General features: G+C 71.1%; 12 protein-coding genes. 5 read left to right on the plus strand and 7 right to left on the minus strand.

Features of this window, described 5'->3' with window-relative positions:
* Window positions 1-29 precede the first annotated feature (29 nt).
* The 3 genes from hisG to ACE37J_RS13665 are packed head-to-tail and all read right to left on the minus strand — an operon-like array spanning window position 30 to window position 3,480.
* Window positions 30-728: an ATP phosphoribosyltransferase gene (gene hisG / locus ACE37J_RS13655; RefSeq protein WP_409711818.1), complete on the minus strand. Its 699-nt coding sequence runs from the start codon at window positions 726-728 to the stop codon at window positions 30-32.
* Entirely contained in the window at window positions 725-1,849 is a 1,125-nt protein-coding gene (locus ACE37J_RS13660) for an ATP phosphoribosyltransferase regulatory subunit (RefSeq protein ID WP_409711819.1), read from the minus strand. Before ACE37J_RS13660 ends, hisG begins: the two co-directional genes overlap by 4 nt.
* Window positions 1,849-3,480: a histidine--tRNA ligase gene (locus tag ACE37J_RS13665; protein WP_409711821.1), complete on the minus strand. Its 1,632-nt coding sequence runs from the start codon at window positions 3,478-3,480 to the stop codon at window positions 1,849-1,851. The genes ACE37J_RS13660 and ACE37J_RS13665 overlap by 1 nt, the downstream gene beginning before the upstream one ends.
* A gap of 141 nt (window positions 3,481-3,621) precedes the next feature.
* On the opposite strand from ACE37J_RS13665, the gene ACE37J_RS13670 reads away from it, so the two are divergent.
* Window positions 3,622-4,398: an NAD kinase gene (locus ACE37J_RS13670; RefSeq protein ID WP_409711823.1), complete on the plus strand. Its 777-nt coding sequence runs from the start codon at window positions 3,622-3,624 to the stop codon at window positions 4,396-4,398.
* A 3-nt stretch (window positions 4,399-4,401) separates the two neighbouring features.
* On the opposite strand, the gene ACE37J_RS13675 is transcribed toward ACE37J_RS13670, so the two are convergent.
* From ACE37J_RS13675 to ACE37J_RS13685, 3 genes are all read right to left on the minus strand, one after another.
* Complete coding sequence (locus ACE37J_RS13675; protein WP_409711825.1) at window positions 4,402-5,223, minus strand: GyrI-like domain-containing protein; 822 nt, start codon at window positions 5,221-5,223, stop codon at window positions 4,402-4,404.
* A 158-nt stretch (window positions 5,224-5,381) separates the two neighbouring features.
* The gene (locus tag ACE37J_RS13680) at window positions 5,382-6,077 is read right to left on the minus strand and encodes a GntR family transcriptional regulator (protein ID WP_409711827.1); all 696 of its coding nucleotides are present in this window, start codon (window positions 6,075-6,077) and stop codon (window positions 5,382-5,384) included.
* Window positions 6,074-7,441, minus strand: a complete 1,368-nt coding sequence (locus ACE37J_RS13685; protein WP_409711829.1) for a formimidoylglutamate deiminase — start codon at window positions 7,439-7,441, stop codon at window positions 6,074-6,076. The genes ACE37J_RS13680 and ACE37J_RS13685 overlap by 4 nt, the downstream gene beginning before the upstream one ends.
* Window positions 7,442-7,511: 70 nt before the next feature.
* On the opposite strand from ACE37J_RS13685, the gene hutI reads away from it, so the two are divergent.
* From hutI to hutU, 3 genes are read left to right on the plus strand one after another with little or no spacing between them, the layout of a single operon-like run.
* A complete protein-coding gene (gene hutI, locus ACE37J_RS13690) occupies window positions 7,512-8,729 on the plus strand; it encodes an imidazolonepropionase (RefSeq protein ID WP_409711831.1) in 1,218 nt (405 codons plus the stop codon).
* Window positions 8,726-10,258, plus strand: coding sequence for a histidine ammonia-lyase (gene hutH, locus ACE37J_RS13695; RefSeq protein WP_409711833.1), 1,533 nt, complete (start codon window positions 8,726-8,728; stop codon window positions 10,256-10,258). Before hutI ends, hutH begins: the two co-directional genes overlap by 4 nt.
* Entirely contained in the window at window positions 10,255-11,925 is a 1,671-nt protein-coding gene (hutU, locus tag ACE37J_RS13700) for a urocanate hydratase (RefSeq protein ID WP_409711835.1), read from the plus strand. The genes hutH and hutU overlap by 4 nt, the downstream gene beginning before the upstream one ends.
* A gap of 170 nt (window positions 11,926-12,095) precedes the next feature.
* Here hutU and gloB read toward each other — a convergent pair whose 3' ends face one another.
* Window positions 12,096-12,857 (minus strand): hydroxyacylglutathione hydrolase, encoded by a 762-nt coding sequence (gene gloB / locus ACE37J_RS13705; RefSeq protein WP_409711837.1) that lies wholly within the window; start codon window positions 12,855-12,857, stop codon window positions 12,096-12,098.
* A gap of 59 nt (window positions 12,858-12,916) precedes the next feature.
* Between gloB and ACE37J_RS13710 the strand changes: the two genes are divergently transcribed.
* Entirely contained in the window at window positions 12,917-13,669 is a 753-nt protein-coding gene (locus ACE37J_RS13710) for a class I SAM-dependent methyltransferase (RefSeq protein ID WP_409711839.1), read from the plus strand.
* The last annotated feature ends 176 nt before the right edge of the window (window positions 13,670-13,845 follow it).

A 13,845-nucleotide genomic window follows, 5' to 3' on the forward strand; every position in this document is an offset into this window, starting at 1 on the left:
TTAAGGTTAACGCATGACGTTCATCATGGTTAATTCAGAGGGAGATCAAGCCTTCCCGCGAGCCGCGCCAGCGCGGTCGCCTGTTCGGGCGAGAGCGGCGCGGCGAGGGAGCGGCAGAGCCGCGCCTCGGAGGCGAGGATCAGCCCGTCCTCCAGCACTTTCAGGTGGTTGGCGCGCAGCGTCTCGCCCGAGGAGGTGATGTCCACGATCGCCTCCGCCGTCCGGTGCAGGGCCGTCGCCTCTGTCGCCCCCTGGCTGTCCACCAGCTGGAAATCGGCGACGCCGCGCTCCGCGAGGAAGGCGCGGGCGAGGTTGTGATACTTGGTGGCGATGCGGAGGCGCCGCCCGTGCGCCCGCCGGAACTGCGCCGCCGCTGCGTCGAGATCGTGCAGCGTCTCGACATCGAGCCAGACGGCCGGAACCGCGACGACGAGATCGGCATGGCCGAAGCCGAGCGGCAGGCCGAGGTCGATCTTCGCCTCCCAGCCCGGGATCGTCTCCCGCACCAGGTCCTCCCCTGTCACGCCGAGATGGATGCGCCCGGCGGCGAGCTCCTGCGGGATCTCGGCGGCGGAGAGAAGCGCGAGGGAGACATCCTCCACCCCCGTCACCCGCCCGGCGTACTCCCGCCCCTCCTCCGCGCGTTCCACGATCACGCCGCGGGCGGCGAGCCAGTCCACCGCCGCCTCCTGCAGGCGGCCCTTTGAGGGGAGGCCGAGCCGGATCATGCCGAAGCCGCCAGCAGCGCCTCGGGCCGCACGATCCCGCCCACCGCAGGCTCGCCGCCCGGGCCGGTCGAGAGCAGCGCCGTCAGTGCGTCATAGCGCCCGCCGCCGCCGAGCGGGGGCAGGCCCGGCCGCGCGGCGCGGAACTCGAAGACGAAGCCGTCATAGTATTCGAGGTTGCGGCCGAAGGCGGCGTCGAAGGGCAGGTCGCCCGCCTCCACCCCCCGCGCCGCCAGCGCGTCGAGCCGCCGCGCCATCCGGTCCAGCGCCGGCGCCATTTCTGGCCGGGCGAGGGCGCGGAGGCGGGCGAGCGCCTCGCCGGAAGGGCCGCGGACCTTCAGCACCGCCTCGATCATCGCCTTCTCCTCCGCCGCGAGCGGGGCCGCGGCCTCCTCCGCCGCCAGCACCGCCAGCCGCTCCAGAATCTCCGCCTCGCCCCGTGCGCCGACGAAACCGCCCGCCGCGGCGATCTCGGCCCGCCGCGCCGGCGCCGCCATCGCGAGGAGCCGTGCGCGGGAAGGGGAGGGGAGCGGGGGCGCCGCGAACCGGTCGAGCAGCGCCTGGAACCGCGCGGGCCGCCAGAGATGCCGGCGGAGCGCGGCGCGGCGCGGCTCCGTCGTCCGCAAGGCGGCGATGGCGGCGAAGGCGATGGAGAGGTCCCCCGTCATCGCCCGCGTCTCGACGCCCGCCAGCGCCCCCTCGATCAGCGTGAAGGCCTCCGCCTCCTCCGCCGCCGGGTCGGCCCCGCCGATCAGCTCGATCCCCGCCTGGAGATATTCCGCGGGCCGCGCCGAGCCCGGCGCCTGCCGCCGCCAGACCAGCCCCTCATAGGCGTAGCGCGCCGGGGCCGCGCCGCCCTCCATGTGGAGCCGGGCGACCGGCACGGTGAAGTCGGGCCGGAGCGCCAGCTCTCCCTCCACCGGATCATGCAGGATATAGGCGCGGGCGCGGATGTCCTCGCCATAGAGGTCGAGGAGGAGGTCCGCCGAAATCAGCGTCTCGGGCTCCACCGGCGCCGCCCCCGCCTCCAGAAACCGCGCCATGATCCGTGCGCGGAGCGCGGTGAGCGCCTCCAGCCCGGCCCCGATCCGCCCGCCGGGGAGATAGGCGCGCGCCGCCGCCATCAGGCGCCGCGGGCGATCATGGCCTTCACGGCCTCGACGAGCCCCGCGCGCGGCGCCTCCATCTGCGCGGGCTGCGCCTTCCATTCCTCGTTCGTCTCGATCTCCGCGGCGAGCCGGGCGCCGAGCGCGAGATCCTTCAGCTGGACAACGCCGCGCGCCCGCTCCTCCGAGCCCTCGATGATCGCCACCGGGGAGCCGCGCCTGTCGGCATATTTCAGCTGCTTCGCCATGTTCCCGCCGCCGAGGAACATCTCGGCGCGGAGGCCCGCGGCGCGCAGCTCGGCCGTCATCGCCTGATATTCGGCCAGCCGGTCCTTCTCCATCACCGTCACCAGCACCGGCCCCTCGGCCTGCGCCGTTCCGCGCCGCACCTCGCGGAGCGCGGCGAGAAGCCGGTCCACCCCGATGGAGACGCCCGTTCCCGGCGTCCGCTGCCCGGTGAAGCGCATGACGAGATCGTCATAGCGCCCGCCCCCGGCGACGGAGCCGAACTGCCGCCGCCGCCCCTCCTCGTCCGTGATCTCGAAGGTCAGCTCCGCCTCGAAGACCGGGCCGGTGTAATAGCCGAGGCCGCGGACGACGGAGGGGTCGATGAGCGCCCGGTCAGCGTAACCTTGTGCGTCGAGTAATTGTGCGATGGTCTCCAACTCTTGGACGCCATCCTCTCCAACCTGTGATCCTTCAACAAGGCCATGAAGAATTTCTGTCATCATATAATTGCGGGCTTGTGAGACATCGCTACTAATTCCTAGTTTTCTTCTAGCGTATAAATCGCCTGCATCGCGAAGCGTTCTAAAGTGCTCAGTTCCTCCTGAGCCTTTATTTTCAAAGTGCGCCTGTGTGTCGATGAGCATCTTATCCACAGTCTTTGACGCGCCAACGAAGCTCATAATCCGGTTGATCTGCTCAGGAGCAAGCCCCGCGCCCTTCGTGAAATCCCCGCTCTCGTCCTTCCGCCCCTCGCCGAGGAGCGCGCGGACGCCCGCCTCGCCGAGCCTGTCCAGCTTGTCGATGGCGCGGAGGACGACGCCGCGCGCGGCCTCGCCTGCTTCCGGATCGGCGGGGTCAAGGAGGCCGACGACCTCCATCACCCCGTTCAGCACCTTCCGGTTGTTGATCCGGATGACGTAATCCCCTCGCGCGATCCCCGCCGCCTCCAGCGCGTCCGCCAGCATGGCGCAGATCTCCGCATCCGCCGCTGGGGAGGCGGCGCCGACCGTGTCCGCGTCGCATTGATAGAACTGCCGGAATCGCCCCGGCCCCGGCTTCTCGTTCCGCCAGACGGGGCCGACAGCGTAACGGCGGTAAGGAGTTGGGAGGTGAAGCTGATGTTCTGCATAAACGCGGGCGAGCGGCGCCGTGAGGTCATAGCGGAGCGCCATCCAGCTCTCGTCCTCGTCGCGCCAGGCGAAGACGCCCTCGTTCGGGCGGTCCACATCGGGCAGGAACTTGCCGAGCGCCTCCAGCGTCTCCACCGCGCTCGTCTCCAGCGGGTCGAAGCCGTAGCGGTGATAGACGCCGGTGATCGCGCGCAGCATCTCCGCCCGCTCCGTCACCTCCGCGCCGAAATAGTCGCGAAAGCCGCGCGGCGTCTCCGCCTTCGGGCGGCGGGGTTTCTTCTCTTTCGCCATCTCTCGGGTCCGGTCTCCGGGGTCGCGCCGGGGGATAGCGGATGCGGGGCGGGAAGCCAAGCGGAGCGCCAGATGTGCGCCCCTGCATTGCGCGCGGCCCGGTTCGGCGGCAAGGTCGCGCTAAAGAGGGGGGAGACGCGCATGGCCTTCGAGAGGATTCACTTCGCCGCGTCGAGCGCGCCTTCGGCGCAGGAGGCGCTCGCGCGCCTCACCGCGCGCTATGGCCAGTCCGCCGCCGCGCAGGCCGACGTGATCGTCGCGCTCGGCGGCGACGGGTTCATGCTCCACACGCTGCACGACACGCTGCATCTCGCCGCCCCGGTCTATGGCATGAACCGCGGCTCGGTCGGCTTCATGATGAACGACTTCGCGGAGGATGACCTGCCCGCCCGGCTCGAAGCCGCGGAGCGGACGGTGATCCACCCGCTCCGGATGCGCGCGACGACCGTGAACGGCATGTCTTCCGAGGCGCTCGCGATCAACGAGGTCTCGCTCCTGCGCATGACTTTCCAGGCCGCGAAGCTCCGCATCCTCGTCGACGGGCGGGAGCGGATGCCGGAGCTGATCTGCGACGGCTGCCTCATCGCGACGCCCGCAGGCTCAACCGCCTACAACCTCTCGGCGCATGGTCCGATCCTGCCCATCGAGAGCAACCTGATGGCGCTGACCCCGATCTCCGCCTTCCGCCCCCGCCGCTGGCGCGGCGCGATCCTGCCGCATGACGCGGTGGTGACGATCGAGGCGCTGGAGGAGGCGAAGCGCCCCCTCCTCGCCGTGGCGGACAGCCACGAGGTGCGGCAGGTCGCGAAGGTGGAGGTCGCCTTCCATCCGCAGATCGAGATCGGCCTCCTTTACGACCCGGGCCACGGGCTCAACGAGCGCGTGCTGAAGGAGCAGTTCCTCTCCGACGGGAAGTGACCCTCAGCGGAGCGGGATCCAGAGCTCCACCACGCCGCTCAGCGTCGATATGTCGAAGCGATGGTCGTAGCGCTCCAGCTCCGGGCTCTCCGCCCCACTCTCGCCCGAGGCGGGGAGCCATTCGTCGAAGATCGCCGCCATCGTCTTGCGGATGTCGGAGACATGGCCCTCATGGGTGAAGACGGCGTAGCGCGAGGCGGGGACGCGGACCGTTTCGAGATCGACGGGCGGCGCGCCGTTCGGTTCGGCGCCCGCGAGATAGTCGAAGGTCTCGGCGCCCGGCTCATGGGAGATGACGCCCCAGCTCACGCCCGGCTCCGCCATCGGGAACGTCCCGAAATGCGGGGCGAAGCGGCCCCAGACGGCGGGGACGCCGGCGAGCTGGCTCATTTCGAACCGGGCCGAAAGGCCGGAAACGCTGAAGGCCCCGCGGGTTTCGAAGCGGGGGGCGATGAGGGTCGCGGTCATGTCTTCCTCCGGTGTGAAAGGATGGGTGAGGGAGAGCCCGGCGAGCCCGCCGCCCGCCTTCACGGCGGAGGGCGGCAGCCCGAACTCCTCGCGGAAGGCGCGGCTGAAGGCTTCCGGGCTCTCGTAGCCGGCGCCGAAGGCGGCGTCGGTGACGGAGAGCCCGAGATCGAGCGCGATCGCGGCTTCGCTGAGGCGCCTCGCGCGGGCATAGGCCATCGGCGGCAGGCCGACGGCGCTGGCGAAAAGGCGGCTGAGATGGAAGCGGGAGAGGCCGACCTTTTCGGCCAGCGCCTCCAGCGACAGCGGGGCCGCATGATGCTGCTCGATCAGCCAGATCGCCTTCGCCGCCGCACCCATCTCCGCCTCCGTCTCCGATTCGCGAGAAGAAGGTACTGGCGCCCGGCGCCGCCCGCCTGACCGCCCTTGCGCTTCGCGGCCCGCGCCGTTCGAAGCGCTATTTCTGATTAAATAACAAAAACAAATACATAACCCCCTTGCGCACTGTGCGCACGCCCTCAGAGATCCAGCCGCATCCGCCGCCCCGGCGCATGGGCGAGCCGCGCCAGCGTCACCGGCCCCTCCGGCCCGCGCGTCAGCCGCTCCACCGCCAGAAGCGGCGCGCCGGGCGCGACGCCGAGCGCCGCTGCCTCCGCCGCCTCCGCCGCCTCGGCCGAGACGGCCATCTCCCCGCCCGCGAAGGGGGCGTGGCGGACGAGCCATTCGTTCGCGCTCTCGGTCTCGAAAAGACCGGGCTCCGCCGCACCGGGCATGAGGTCGAGGTTTATCCAGCGCTCCTCCAGCACCGCCGGCGCGCCGCCCGCGAAGTGGATCGCGGCGGCGTGGAGGAGCCGCGCCTCCCCGAATCGCGCCCGGATGGGGGGCGGCGCGGCGCGTTCCTCCGCGCCGAGGAGGGCGTAGGAATAGGCCGCGCCCGCCGCCTCGATCTCCTCCCGGATCAGCGGAATGGCGAGCCGGGCGTGGCGAACGGGCCTTTCGGCCACCCGCGTCCCCGCCTTCCGCCGCCGCTCGATCAATCCCGCCGCCGCCAGCTCCCGCATCGCGCGGCCGACCGTAGCGCGGGCGCAGCCGAATTCCTCGGCCAGCGCGGTTTCGGCCGGGATCAGGGCGCCGGGCTTCCATTCCCGCGCCCCGATCCGGCGCATCGCCTCGTCATGGACGGCGCGCCAGTCCCCGCGGGAGGCGGCCGTCACAGCGCCCCCCGGAGCCTGCGGAAGGCCGCCCGCGCCTCCGCCTCCGCCGCGTCCCGCGCTACATGCCGCCCGCCCGTCACCATATGCCGCCCGGCGGACCAGACATCGGCGACCATCCGGTCGTCCCCGGCGAAGATCCATGTATCGAGCAGCGCGTCCCCCTCCCGCCCTTCGAGGTCGAGATGGGACATGTCCAGCGCCAGCAGGTCCGCCCACATCGAAGGCGCGATGGAGCCCGCGGCGCGGCGCAGCGCCTGCGCCCCGCCATGCGTCGCCCCTTCGAGGAGGACGCGCCCGGTGGAGCGCTCCGGCTCCGCCAGCATCGCCCGGCCCCGGTGCTTCAGCCGCTGCGAATATTCGAGCGTCCGCAGCTCCTCCGCCAGCGAGACGCGGATGTCGCTGTCCGACCCGATCCCGAACCGCCCGCCCGCGGCGAGGAACTCCGCCCCGTTGAAGATCCCGTCCCCGAGGCTCGATTCGGTGATCGGGCAGAGCCCCGCCACCGCCCCCCGCCTCGCGACCGCCTCCGTCTCCGCCGCGCTCATCTGGGTGAGGTGGATCAGGCACCAGTGAGGCCCGACCTCATGGTTCGCCATCAGCCATTCCACGGGCCGCGCCCCCCGCGCCGCCAGCACCTCCTCCACCTCCGCGACCTGCTCGGCGACATGGATGTGGATCGGCCGCTCCCCCGCCAGCGCGACCGCCTCGCTGAGCCCGGCCTCCGTAACGGCGCGGAGCGAATGCGGCGCCACCCCCGCCGCCGCATCCCCCGGCAGGGCCCGCAGCGCCCGCTCCGCCCCTTCAAGAAGCCTTGCGAAGCGCGCCGGATCGTTCCCGAACCGCCTCTGCCCCGGCCCGAGCGCCCGCCCGTCGCAGCCCCCGACCTCGTAGAGGACGGGCAGAAGGCAAAGCCCGATCCCGCTGGCCGACGCCGCCCGGATCACCGCCTCCGACATCTCCGCCAGATTGTCGTAGGGAAACCCGTCCGGCTGATGATGCAGGTAATGGAACTCGCCCGACGCGGCGAAGCCCGCCTCCAGCATCTCCACCTGAACGAGCGCGGTGATCGCCTCCACATCCTCCGGCGTCAGCCGGTCGAGGAAGCGGTACATCAGCTTCCGCCAGGTCCAGAACGTGTCCGCCGGGTCCGGACCCCGCCGCTCCGTCAGCCCCGCCATCGCCCGCTGGAAGGCGTGGGAATGGACGTTGGCGGGGGCGGGGAGCAGCGCTCCGACCCTCTGCGCGTCAGCCGGCTCCGCGCCCACCGTGATGCTCTCGATCCGCCCCTCGGCGTCGATCACGACGCGCACAGCCCGCTCCCAGCCCCTTGGGGTGAGCGCCTGTTCGGCCCAGATTTCCCGCATGACGACTCCTTGACAGGCTTATTATGAGCAGACATAAAAAGCATAAGTGCAGACATAAGGGGAAGCAAGCATGGATCGACTCCTCCTCGTCAACGCCGCCCTCGCCACGATGGCGAACGGCGTCCTGCCCGGCGCTCCCGCCTACGGATTGATGAACCGGGCCGCCATCGCGGTGGAGAAGGGGCGCATCCGCTGGGTGGGGCCGACGGAGGAGGCGGGGGCGTTCCCGGATTTCGAGAAGCGGGACCTGGAGGGCCGGCTCGTCACGCCCGCGCTGGTCGATTGCCATACGCATCTCGTCCATGGCGGGCACCGGGCCTGGGAATTCGAGATGCGGCTGAAGGGCGCGACCTATGAGGAGGTGGCGCGGGCGGGCGGCGGCATCCTCTCCACCGTCCTCTCGACGCGGGGCGCGACGGAGGCGCAACTCGTGAAATCCGCGCTGCCGCGGATCGACGCAATGATCCGCGAAGGGGTCGCGACGGTGGAGATCAAGTCGGGCTACGGGCTCGACATCGACACCGAGCTCACCATGCTCCGCGCCGCGAGGCGGCTGGCGAAGGAGCGGCCGATCCGCGTCCGCACGACCTTCCTCGGCGCGCATGCCGTGCCGCCCGAATACAAGGGCAGCCCGGAAGCCTATCTGCGGGACGTCTGCCTCCCCGCGCTCGACGCCGCGGCGGAGGAGCGCCTGATCGACGCGGTGGACGGGTTCTGCGAGGGCATCGCCTTCAACCCGGACCAGATGGCGCAGGTCTTCGCCCGTGCGCGGAAGCATCATCTCCCCGTGAAGCTCCATGCAGAGCAGCTTTCCAATATCGGCGGCGCGCGGCTCGCGGCGCGCTATGGCGCGCTTTCCGCCGATCATCTCGAATATGCGGATGCGGGGGATGCGGCGGCGCTGGCGCAGGCGGGGACGGTCGCCGTGCTCCTCCCCGGCGCCTATTACACGATCCGCGAGAGCCGCCGCCCGCCGGTGGAGGCGTTCCGGGAGGCCGGGGTGCCGATGGCGGTGGCGACGGATTGCAACCCCGGCTCCTCCCCGCTCGCCTCGCTCCTACTCGCCATGAACATGGCCTGCACGCTCTTCGGGATGACGCCGGAGGAGGCGCTGGCGGGCGCGACGCGAAACGGGGCGAAGGCGCTCGGGCTGAAGGATTGCGGGGTGATCGCCGCGGGGCTCCGCGCCGATCTCGCGATCTGGGATGTCGAGCATCCGGCGGAGCTCGCCTACCGGATCGGCTTCAACCCGCTGCGCGAGCGGCTTTTCGCAGGGGCGGACGCATGATCCTGAAACCGGGCGCGGCGACGCTTGCCGAACTCGAGGCGGTCTGGCGCGGGGCGGCGGCTTCGCTCGACCCTTCCGCGCGGCCGGGCGTGGAGGCGGCGGCGGCGCTTGTCGCGAAGGCGGCTTCGGAGGATGCGCCGGTCTATGGCGTCAATACCGGCTTCGGGAAGCTGGCGAGCCGCAAGATCGCGGCGAAGGATACCGCGACGCTCCAGCGCAACCTCATCCTCTCGCATTGCGCCGGGGTGGGCGCCGCGCTCCCGGAGCCGGAGACGCGGCTGATGATGGCGCTGAAGCTCCTCTCCCTCGGCCGCGGCGCCTCCGGCGTGCGCTGGGAGGTCATCGCGCTGATCGAGGGGATGCTGGCGCGGGGGGTGGTTCCCGTCATCCCCGAACAGGGCTCCGTCGGCGCCTCGGGCGACCTCGCGCCGCTCGCGCATATGGCGGCGGCGATGATCGGGGCGGGGGAGGCCGTGTTCGAAGGGCGGCGGACGCCCGGCGCGGAGGCGCTGGCGGCGGCGGGGCTCGCGCCCGTCACGCTCGGGCCGAAGGAGGGGCTCGCGCTCATCAACGGCACGCAGTTCTCCACCGCGCTCGCCCTCGCCGGGTTCTGGCGGGCGGCGGAGATGGCGCGGGCCTCGCTCGTGACCTCCTGTCTCTCGACGGACGCGATCATGGGATCGGATGCGCCGCTGCTGGCGGAAATCCACCGGCTCCGCGGCCATGCGGGGCAGATCGCGGCGGCTTCTGCGATGCGCGGGCTGATGGAGGGCTCCGAAATCCGCGAGAGCCACCGCGAGGGGGACAGCCGGGTGCAGGACCCGTATTGCATCCGCTGCCAGCCGCAGGTGCTCGGCGCCTGCCTCGACCTTCTCGCGCAGGCGGCGCGGACGCTGGAGACAGAGGCGAACGCCGTCACCGACAATCCGCTGGTGCTGGTCGAGGAGGGGCGGATCGTCTCGGGCGGCAATTTCCATGCGGAGCCTGTCGGCTTCGCGGCGGACCAGATCGCGCTCGCGGTCGCCGAGATCGGGGCCATCGCGCAGCGCCGCGTCGCGCTGATGGTGGACCCGACGCTCTCCCATGACCTGCCGCCCTTCCTCACCCCCGATCCGGGCCTCAATTCCGGCTTCATGATCGCGGAGGTGACGACGGCGGCGCTGATGAGCGAGAACAAGCATCTCGCCAACCCCTGCACCACGGATTCGACGCCGACCTCCGCCAATCAGGAGGATCACGTCTCCATGGCCGCGCATGGCGCGCTGCGGCTCCGGCGGATGCTGGACAATCTGGCGGTGATCCTCGGGGTAGAGGCGCTCTGCGCCGCGCAGGGCGTCGAGTGCCGCGCGCCGCTTTCCACCTCGCCGCGCCTCGCCGCCGCGCTGGCGCGCCTCCGGGCGGAGGTTCCGCGGCTGGAGGAGGACAGGCCGATGGCCCCCGACATGGAGCGCGCCGCCGCGCTCATCGCCTCCGGCGCGCTCGCCGCCGCCGCGGGGCTCGACTTCAGGATCGAGGAGACGATGCGATGACCAATCCCCGCCACAACCTGCGCGACGTCTTCCCGCCCACCGGCCCCGAGATCAGCGCGAAGAGCTGGCTGACCGAAGCGCCGATGCGGATGCTGATGAACAACCTCCACCCCGACGTGGCGGAGAACCCGCATGAACTCGTCGTCTATGGCGGCATCGGCCGCGCGGCGCGGACCTGGGAGGATTTCGACCGGATTGTCGCCAGCCTCAAGGCGCTGGAGGCGGACGAGACGCTGCTCGTCCAGTCCGGCAAGCCGGTCGGTGTCTTCCGCACCCATGAGGATGCGCCGCGGGTGCTGATCGCGAACTCCAACCTCGTGCCGCACTGGGCGACCTGGGACCATTTCAACGAGCTGGATAAGCGCGGCCTCGCCATGTACGGGCAGATGACCGCGGGTTCCTGGATCTATATCGGCACGCAGGGGATCGTTCAGGGCACCTACGAGACCTTCGTGGAGGCCGGCCGCCAGCATTACGGCGGCGACCTGAAGGGGCGCTGGATCCTCACCGGCGGGCTCGGCGGCATGGGCGGCGCGCAGCCGCTCGCGGCGGTGATGGCGGGGGCCTGCTGCCTCGCCGTGGAGTGCAACCCGGACAGCATCGCCTTCCGCCTCCGCACCCGCTATCTTGACGAGAAGGCCGAGAGCCTCGACGAGGCGCTGGCGATGATCGACCGCTGGACGAAGGCGGGGGAGGCGAAGTCGGTCGGCCTCCTCGGCAACGCCGCCGAAATCTTCCCCGAACTCGTGAAGCGCGGCGTCCGGCCCGACATCGTGACGGACCAGACCTCGGCCCATGATCCGATCAACGGCTATCTCCCGCTCGGCTGGTCCATGGCGGAATGGCGCGCGAAGCGGGAGAGCGAGCCGAAGGCGGTGGAGAAGGCGGCGCGGGCCTCCATGAAGGTCCATGTCAAGGCGATGGTGGATTTCTGGAACGCGGGCGTGCCGACGCTCGACTACGGCAACAACATCCGGCAGGTCGCGCTGGAGGAGGGGCTGGAGAACGCCTTCGCCTTCCCCGGCTTCGTGCCCGCCTATATCCGCCCGCTCTTCTGCCGGGGCGTCGGCCCCTTCCGCTGGTGCGCGCTCTCGGGCGACCCGGAGGACATCTACAGGACGGACGCGAAAGTGAAGGAGCTGATCCCCGACGATCCGCACCTCCACAAATGGCTCGACATGGCGCGGGAGCGGATTTCCTTTCAGGGCCTCCCGGCGCGCATCTGCTGGGTCGGGCTCGGGCAGCGGCACCGGCTCGGCCTCGCCTTCAACGAGATGGTGGCGAGCGGTGAACTCAAGGCCCCGGTGGTGATCGGGCGGGACCATCTCGACTCGGGCTCCGTCGCCTCCCCGAACCGGGAGACGGAGGCGATGAAGGACGGGTCGGACGCGGTGAGCGACTGGCCGCTCCTCAACGCGCTCCTCAACTGCGCCTCGGGCGCGACCTGGGTCTCGCTGCACCATGGCGGCGGGGTGGGCATGGGCTTTTCCCAGCATTCCGGCATGGTGATCTGCTGCGACGGGACGGAGGCGGCGGCGAAGCGGATCGGCCGCGTGCTCTGGAACGACCCGGCGACGGGGGTGATGCGCCACGCCGACGCCGGCTACGAGATCGCGCTGGACTGCGCGCGGGAGCAGGGGCTGAACCTGCCGGGCATCCTCGGGTGAGACTGTGTGCACACAGTGTGAAGAGGGGTCATGTGATTGAAAAGGCGGGATAATCTCATTTATGACAGAAATGTGACAAAGGCTGCGCGAGGCGGCTGATCGCGCCCGCGGCGGGTTGACAGGCGCTCACCCCTTCGGGGTCCCGGCTCAAGGCCGGGACCTGTCAAATGTCAGAACACGTCCTTGCGCCGCCGCACCTCCGCGAACACCGCCGCGTCGTCGGCGCCGGGGAGGCCGACCGCCGCCTTCACGCTTTCCTCTGTCGCCCGGAGGAAGGGGTTGGTCGCCAGTTCCTCCTCCAGCGTGACCGGGCAGATCGGAACGCCCGCCGCGTCAGCCTCCGCGATGCGGCTGACCCTGTCCTGCAGGGCGGCGTTGCCGGGCTCGACGGAGAGCGCGAAGCGGCCGTTCGAGGCGCCGTAATTGTGGCCCGAATAGATCAGCGTCTCCTTCGGCAGGGCCATGAGCTTCGAGAGGCTGCCCCACATCTGCAGCGCCGTCCCCTCGAAGAGCCGCCCGCAGCCGAGCGCCATCAGGCTGTCCGCGGTGAAGGCTGCGCCCTCGAAGGCGTAGGCGATATGGCCGACCGTGTGGCCCGAGACGTCGATGACGCGGGAAACGCTTTCGCCAAGAGCGGCTTCATCGCCTTCCTTCAGTTCCCGGTCGAGCTTCGGAAGGCGGTGCGCATCCGCCGCCGCGCCCCAGACCTTCGCGCCGTAGCGGGCGCGGAGCGGCCCGACGGCGTCCACATGATCCTCATGGTGATGGGTGAGGAGGATGAGGTCGAGCCCCCAACCGCGCTCCTCCAGCGCGGCGACGAGCGCGGCCTCCTCCGGCGCGTCCACGCTGGCGACGGCGCCGGTCGCATGGTCGCGCAGGAGATATCCGTAATTGTCCTGCCGGCAGGGAACGACGATGATTTCGAGAGCCATGTGGGCAAGCCTTCCGCGATTGACTAGATTCGGGGGAGACTAACGGAGGCGGGCCGGAGATGCATCTCGACGTGATCGAGCTCAGGCGGTTCTATTACCGCTCCCCCCTCGGCCGGGCGGCGCAGTTGGCGATCCGTGGCGCGGTGGCGGCGCATTGGCGGGATTCGCGCGGCGGGAACCTCGCCGCCTTCGGCTTCGGCCAGCCCTTCCTCCGCCCGTTCCGGGAGGGGGCGCAGCGCGTCGTCTCGCTCATGCCTGCGCAGATGGGGGCGTTCCACTGGCCGGTGGAGGAGGCGAACGTCTCGGTTCTGGCGGACGAGCGGCGCTGGCCGCTGGCGACGGGCTTCGTGGACCGGCTGCTGGTGATCCACGCGCTGGAGAATTCGGAGCGCCCCGGCGCGGTGCTTTCCGAGGCGCAGCGCGTGCTGGCGCCGGGCGGGCGGGCGCTCGTCATCGTGCCGAACCGGGCCGGGCTCTGGGCGCGGCGGGAGACGACGCCGTTCGGCCACGGGCGGCCCTATTCCGTCTCCCAGCTCGAAGCGCGGCTGAGGGAGCATCAGCTGGAGCCCGTGCGCCATTCCGCCGCGCTCTACGCCCCGCCTTCGCAGCGGCGCTTCTGGCTCCGCATGGCGGAGGCGACGGGGCGGCGGCTCGACGCGCAGCGCTTCGCCGGGGTGATCCTCGTCGAGGCGGTGAAGACGGCCTACGCCGCGCCGCGCGCCGGCTCCGCCGTCGCCGCCCGGACGCCGCTCCGGGCGCTGGCGGGCGCGGTGCGCCCGGCGCCGAAGCCGGCGACGGGGCGGGCGGGGTGAAATGCCTCCGGATACCTGCGACGCTTGTCGCCTCGCGCCCCGGCCCGTGAAGGCGACCTTCCAGTGGAAGGGCGCCAGGGCCGGTCGCCCGGAGGCGCAAGCCGGAGGGCGAGGGGCGCCAAGCCGCCGCGTCGGTCTGCATCGGTTCGCGGCCGCCCGGGTGGCCGCGTCTCGCG

The organism is Pikeienuella sp., from assembly GCF_046290545.1.
Classification (GTDB): Bacteria; Pseudomonadota; Alphaproteobacteria; order Rhodobacterales; family Rhodobacteraceae; genus Pikeienuella.

Bases quoted from the DNA above. Each gene is read 5' to 3' on its own strand.
- hisG (WP_409711818.1), bottom strand. From the start codon at position 728: ATGATCCGGCTCGGCCTCCCCTCAAAGGGCCGCCTGCAGGAGGCGGCG.
- ACE37J_RS13660 (WP_409711819.1), bottom strand. From the start codon at position 1,849: ATGGCGGCGGCGCGCGCCTATCTCCCCGGCGGGCGGATCGGGGCCGGG.
- ACE37J_RS13665 (WP_409711821.1), bottom strand. From the start codon at position 3,480: ATGGCGAAAGAGAAGAAACCCCGCCGCCCGAAGGCGGAGACGCCGCGC.
- ACE37J_RS13670 (WP_409711823.1), top strand. From the start codon at position 3,622: ATGGCCTTCGAGAGGATTCACTTCGCCGCGTCGAGCGCGCCTTCGGCG.
- ACE37J_RS13675 (WP_409711825.1), bottom strand. From the start codon at position 5,223: ATGGGTGCGGCGGCGAAGGCGATCTGGCTGATCGAGCAGCATCATGCG.
- ACE37J_RS13685 (WP_409711829.1), bottom strand. From the start codon at position 7,441: ATGCGGGAAATCTGGGCCGAACAGGCGCTCACCCCAAGGGGCTGGGAG.
- hutI (WP_409711831.1), top strand. From the start codon at position 7,512: ATGGATCGACTCCTCCTCGTCAACGCCGCCCTCGCCACGATGGCGAAC.
- hutH (WP_409711833.1), top strand. From the start codon at position 8,726: ATGATCCTGAAACCGGGCGCGGCGACGCTTGCCGAACTCGAGGCGGTC.
- hutU (WP_409711835.1), top strand. From the start codon at position 10,255: ATGACCAATCCCCGCCACAACCTGCGCGACGTCTTCCCGCCCACCGGC.
- gloB (WP_409711837.1), bottom strand. From the start codon at position 12,857: ATGGCTCTCGAAATCATCGTCGTTCCCTGCCGGCAGGACAATTACGGA.
- ACE37J_RS13710 (WP_409711839.1), top strand. From the start codon at position 12,917: ATGCATCTCGACGTGATCGAGCTCAGGCGGTTCTATTACCGCTCCCCC.